This window comes from Mycobacterium sp., from assembly GCF_035603715.1.
In the GTDB taxonomy this organism is placed as follows: Bacteria; Actinomycetota; Actinomycetes; order Mycobacteriales; family Mycobacteriaceae; genus Mycobacterium.
Window position 1 is genome coordinate 1 of the sequence record NZ_DATNJW010000331.1, and the last position, 5,620, is coordinate 5,620.

Consider the following 5,620-nt stretch of genomic DNA (forward strand, 5'->3'; position numbering starts at 1 on the left):
CGCTGACAGTATCCGGTTGGGCGACTACGACATTGGCATCGCTGTCGGAATGGACAAGCACCCCCGCGGTGCCTTTACCGAAGATCCCGCACTGGTCGGCATGCCAAGCTGGTACGCCCAGAACGGTCAATACCTCACTACCCAGTTCTTCGGGATGAAGGCCAACAGATACCTCCACGATCATGGCATCTCCACCCACACGCTGGCCAAGGTCGCCGCGAAGAACTTCCGCAATGGAGTGTTGAACCCCAACGCGTTCCGCCGCAAGCCGATCTCCGAAGAGGCCATCCTGGCCTCGCCAATCCTGAATTACCCACTGACCCAGTACATGTTCTGCGCGCCCGACGAAGGCGCAGCCGCCGTCGTGATGTGTCGCGCCGACATCGCGCACCGGTTCACCTCTAAACCCGTATACGTGCGGGCGGTCGAAATCCGTACGCGGCGTTATGGTGCATACGAGGTCAACACCACGTATGCACCCGTCGACGAGGACGCTTCGCCGACGGTCTACGCGGCGAAAGCCGCCTTCGAGAAGGCAGCGGTTTCACCCCGGGACGTCGACGTCATCCAGTTGCAGGACACCGACGCCGGCGCGGAGGTCATTCACATGGCCGAGGCGGGATTCTGTGCCGACGGCGAGCAGGAGAAGCTGTTGGCCGATGGTGTTACCGAAATCAACGGCGCCATGCCAGTCAACACTGATGGCGGACTGATTGCCAATGGCGAACCGATCGGGGCATCAGGTTTGCGCCAGATGCACGAACTGGTGCGGCAGTTGCGGGGCCAGGCGGGTGACCGCCAAGTTCCGGGAACTCCGCGAGTCGGGTTCGCCCAGGTTTACGGTGCGCCGGGAACCGCTGCCGCGACCATCCTATCGACCTGACTGGGCTACGAAACCTTCTTGGGCGCCGAATAGGTCGGCTTGCCCAAGCCGAGCGCGTACTGCGCGATCATGTTGCGGAAGACCTCAAGGGTGCCGCCGTAGATCCCGACCAGCGGGGCGAACCGGTAGACGTACTCCGACGCACCGTCGTCAGCCGCACCCTCGGTACCCATCGGCAGCGTCGAGGCCGTACCGAGAATGTCCATCAGTTCAGGTGAGACGTCGCGCATCGTCTGCGCAATGGCCACCCGGCCGAAGATGCTCGGCGCGCTCAGCGCCGCCTCGATCCTGGCAGCGCTGCGGCCCAATCGGTACGCCACCGATTCGTCGTCAACAAGCCTGTGCCCGTTGGGATCCCGCTCCGCGACCTTCGCAGCGGTCTTGTCCAGCGCATAGGCCATGAACCCGGCCTGATGCATCATGATCGAGACATCCTGCAACCCATCCGGTGCGGCAGCGACGGCGCCGTGCTCGGTATTGAGCGGCTCACGCAGCACCGTCCAGCCCGCGTTGACCTCGCCGAGCCGGTACTTGTCGTCGACGCGCACGTCGCTGTAGTAGACGATGTTGGTGCGGTCACCGTCGACGGTGCGGATGCCCTGGATATCGATGCCGGCAGAATCCAGTGGCACCAGAAACATGGTCAGGCTCTTATGCTTTGGAGCATCGGGGTCAGTGTTGGTGATCAGGAAGACGTACTGGCACTTGTGCGCTCCGGTGGTGAACATCTTCGATCCGTTGATGATCCAGTTGTCGCCGTCGCGGACAGCACGGGTCTTACACGTCGCGATGTCTGAGCCACCCTCAGGTTCGGTGTAGCCCAGACACAGCCGTACCTCGCCGCTGAATACTTTCGGCATGACTTCGGACCGCAGTTCCGGTGAGCCGAACCTAGCCACCGAACGAGCCACCATGGCTGTGGTCCCCCAGGTGACCCAGGGAACGTGCGCCCGGCGCTTCTCCAATTCCCAGATACGACGGCGAACCCGGGGAAAACCGCCGTCGGCCGCGCCTTTCCACTCACCTTCCAGGTAACCCGCGGCACCCAAGGCCAAGTGCACGCCTTCGTCGAAGTTGTCGCCGGTTTCCCGGTCGCGCCGCCGGACATCGTCGGTGACGTGAGTCTGCAGAAAGTCGCGGGCCTCCTCGAGGAAGGCTTGATCTTCATCGGCGAGCGTGACTCGCGAGAAATCCACCTATGTCTCCTTTCCTCAACGGCTTTCGCGGGCGGCAACGAGCTGGGCGATGTACTTGGCGCTAGCTCCCGGGTCGCCGCCGGCCAGCGCCCACCCGCGGGCACGTACCAGATACGCCGTCGCGGCAGCCTCCGCGGAAACGCCGAGACCGCCTTGCACATGTACCGCCATAGTCGCGGCCTTCGACGCTTCCTCGGCCATGAAGACAAATGCCGACGGCGCCAACTCGGGACGCTCATCGGGTTCGTTATCCAGGAACCACGCTGCACGACGCGCCAGATTGCGCCCGCCTTGCACGGTGATCGCAATGTTGGCAAGCGGATGGGAGATGCCTTGCAGCGTCGAGATCGGCACACCCAGCGTGTAGCGAGTCTTGGCGAACTCCGCCGCGATGGTCATCGTCTCCTCAACCAGACCTGTCAGCGCCGCGGCCATCAGTACCCGCCACTCGTTCAGTGCTCGTTGGTATTCCGCCAAGGCCTCAGACCCGCTTGCCAGCACGACGCTGGTGTCGGCGGCAGCGGGATCGACCCAGGCCATCGGGAGGCGACCGATGTTGTCGACCTTTGTCGGCCGGGTATCGAAGCTGAGCCGCACCACGTCCTCACCGTCGCGAACGATGATCTGGTCCGCGATCGATCCGGTGGGGATGAGCCGGCTCCCGCGCACGCTGTCGTGCTGTGGATCGAACGATGCGAGCCGTTGGCCGCTGACGACATCTGACTCCGCCGAGCCCAATCGGGCCAGCAGCCGTGCCGCACAGACATGGTCGATCCACGGCACCGGCGCCAGTGCGCGGCCGATCTCCTCGGCGACCAACGTCAGATCGACCAGCGTCGCTCCGTCGCCCCCGACGGCGTCGGGCAACGCCATCGTCGTGGCGCCCATCCCGCACAGCCGCTCCCAGAGGCTCTTGTCGAAGCCGGATTCTTCTGCTGCGCGGACGGTTTCGATCGAGCAGTGCGTCTTGAAGAAGTCGCGGTACGCAGCCTGCAGAGCCTGATGGTCTTCGGTCAGGCTGTAGTCGATTCTGCGGAGTTCGTAGCGATCCATGGTCAGTGCTCCTCTTGGCCCTCGAAAAAGAAGGTGTGCGCATTGTTGTAGAGATAGTTCTCCAGGACGTCGGCGGGCAGGTCCAGGGCCTGCGCTTCGGGCACGACGCGGCGCATTTTCAGCACCGGCCAGTCCGAGGCATAGAGCACTTTGTCGGGTCCACGCGTTCGCATGTAGTGCAACAGGTTGTCCGGTAGCCGCTTCGGCGACCAGGCCGACGTCATCAGGCGCAGGTTCGAGTATTTGATGAGTAGCCGGATGGCGATGTCCCACCAGGGATCCGCGCCGTGGATCATGCAGAGCTTCAACTCGGGGAACCGCACACAGACCCGGTCGAGGTGAATGGGGTTTTGCACCTCTCCGGGAATAGGTGGTCCGGGCAGGCCGGTGTTGATGCACAGCGGCAGCCCGATCTCGGCGCATTTGGTGTACAGCGGGTAGTAGACGGCGTCGCTCGGCGGGTATTGCCCGTCGCCCCAGAAGCTTGGCCCCACAGCGGCATACGCGACCGGAAGGTCGTTGACGACCGCGCTGAGTTCGCGCAACGATGGCATCGGTCGCAGCAAGTTGACGCCTCCCATCGCGAGCGCGAACCGGTCTGGCTTTGCTTCGACGAACTTGCGCGCCGTGACCGAAGGCTTTGCGAGGTTATCCATCAGCACGGCCTTACGCACGCCGTGCTCATCCATCTCTTCGAGTAAGGCCGACAGATCAACCGGCGCGAACATCGACTCGGGGCCCTTGAAGTAGTCGTCGCGCACCTTGAGCATCCACGTGGGTTGCTTCTCGGTTTCACCGAAGTGCACGTTGACGAGGCAATCGATAACGCGGCTGGCGTTCATGTCGACATCGGCGCTTTCTCGGTCGCTTGCGTTTTGGCCCAGCGGTAGTCGGCCTTTCCGTTGCCCAGGCGGCGGACTTGCTCGACGACGATGAATTCCTTGGGCGCCTTGAATGGCGCCAATTGCGATGTGCAATGGGCGTACAGCAATTGGTGTCCCGTGTCGGCTCCGTCTCGCGGCTGGATCAGAGCAACAATTTCTTCGCCCCAGCGTTCGCTCGGGCGGCCGATGACCAACGCATCGACAATACCCGGATGCGCACGCAGCACCTCCTCGACTTCCTCGACGAAGACCTTCTCGCCGCCGGTGTTGACCACCAGCGAATCGCGGCCGTATAACCGCATCGTCCCATCCGCTTCCAGCGCTGCGCGGTCGCCGGATATCACCACGCGTTGACCGTCGACCTCCGGGAAAGTCTTGCGGGTGGCGTCGGGATCGTTGAAATATCCCAACGGAATTCGGCCTTCCCTTGCGGCCCAACCCACCTCTTGCTCGCCTGGGGCAAGAAAGTGGCTGTAGTCCTCGGACAGCACCAGTCCGCCCTCGCGCAGTGTGAAGGTGTCGGTTCGGGTGTCGCCGTGGCTGTTCCCGAATCCCATGTTTCCGGTCTCCGACGACCCGTACCCGTTGATCAGAGTGAGCTGAGGCAACAGTGCCAGCAGAGCGTGTTGATATTTGAGATTCGTCGCGGCACCGCCGGTGCCGATGGCGGCCAGCGACGACAAGTCGTAGTTGCCTCGTCGCAACTCAGCGACCAGCGGACCGGCATAGGCATCACCGACCATCGTCATCATGCCCGCTTTCTCGCGCTCGGCTGTTTGCCATACCAGTTGCGGGTCGAGTTTCTTGCTGGTGTCGTAGAGCACGACGGTCAGGCCGGCCATGATGGCCGCGAACGCCGTCCACATTCCGGCAGCATGCATCAGCGGCGACACCGCGAACCAGGGCGGTCCGGCGTTGCGACTCACCTTGTCCCGGATCTCTTGAGCAGAAGCATGATCGGCGCCCATCATCGACGAGACGTAGATGTCTGACTGGCGCCAGAGCACGCCCTTGGGCCGCCCAGTGGTGCCGCCGGTGCAGACCATCAGCAGATCGTCGGGAGACGGACTCACGTTCTGGTCCACGTTGCCTTGCGCCAGTGCGCCGTCCAGGGGCACCGCGCCGGGCAGCTCAGGTGCCGTGGTTCCGTCGTCGACCGACAGCAGCAGGTCCGCACTGTCGGGCGACAACGCATCGGCGAACTTGGCGCCGAGCGACTTGTGATAGATAACGGCACGGGGCCGGACGTAGTCGAGCAGTTCGCGAACTTCGCGCGCCGTGTAGTTGTAGTTGACGTTCACCGGAACGGTCCGTGCCTTCAGGCAACCGACGACCATGTCGACGTACAGGTCGTTGTGCATGACCAGCGCCACGCGATCCTGCCCGCATTCCCAATTCTGCAGAGCCGCACGTTCGCGATGAGCACCGAAACCGTTGGCCGCGAGATAGTTTGCCAGCCGCCGGGTGCGGTCCGCGGCCTCGGCGAACGTCCTGCGACGCTCACCACAGACGGTGATCGCCCGGTCCGGAACGACCTCGGCGATCACGTCCAGGACCGCGCCTATGGTCCACTCGCTCATGGCTTCGCGGCGCCTCGAGCGTTC

General features: G+C 63.5%; 5 protein-coding genes. 1 reads left to right on the forward strand and 4 read right to left on the reverse strand.

The window, feature by feature from the left end:
• Positions 1-883, forward strand: an 883-nt coding sequence (locus VN856_RS13760) for a thiolase family protein (protein ID WP_325689892.1), incomplete at its 5' end; no start/stop codon positions are given.
• Between the two features lie 5 nt (positions 884-888).
• Here VN856_RS13760 and VN856_RS13765 read toward each other — a convergent pair.
• From VN856_RS13765 to VN856_RS13780, 4 genes are read right to left on the reverse strand one after another with little or no spacing between them, the layout of a single operon-like run.
• On the reverse strand, positions 889-2,079 hold the full coding sequence (locus VN856_RS13765) for an acyl-CoA dehydrogenase family protein (protein ID WP_325689894.1): 1,191 nt from the start codon (positions 2,077-2,079) through the stop codon (positions 889-891).
• Positions 2,080-2,094: 15 nt separating this feature from the next.
• Positions 2,095-3,132, reverse strand: coding sequence for an acyl-CoA dehydrogenase family protein (locus tag VN856_RS13770; RefSeq protein ID WP_325689896.1), 1,038 nt, complete (start codon positions 3,130-3,132; stop codon positions 2,095-2,097).
• 2 nt (positions 3,133-3,134) lie between these two features.
• Entirely contained in the window at positions 3,135-3,974 is an 840-nt protein-coding gene (locus VN856_RS13775; protein ID WP_325689898.1) for an amidohydrolase family protein, read from the reverse strand.
• Positions 3,971-5,596, reverse strand: coding sequence for an acyl-CoA synthetase (locus tag VN856_RS13780; protein ID WP_325689900.1), 1,626 nt, complete (start codon positions 5,594-5,596; stop codon positions 3,971-3,973). The genes VN856_RS13775 and VN856_RS13780 overlap by 4 nt, the downstream gene beginning before the upstream one ends.
• Positions 5,597-5,620 lie beyond the last annotated feature (24 nt).

Bases quoted from the DNA above. Each gene is read 5' to 3' on its own strand.
- VN856_RS13770 (WP_325689896.1), bottom strand. From the start codon at position 3,132: ATGGATCGCTACGAACTCCGCAGAATCGACTACAGCCTGACCGAAGAC.
- VN856_RS13775 (WP_325689898.1), bottom strand. From the start codon at position 3,974: ATGAACGCCAGCCGCGTTATCGATTGCCTCGTCAACGTGCACTTCGGT.
- VN856_RS13780 (WP_325689900.1), bottom strand. From the start codon at position 5,596: ATGAGCGAGTGGACCATAGGCGCGGTCCTGGACGTGATCGCCGAGGTC.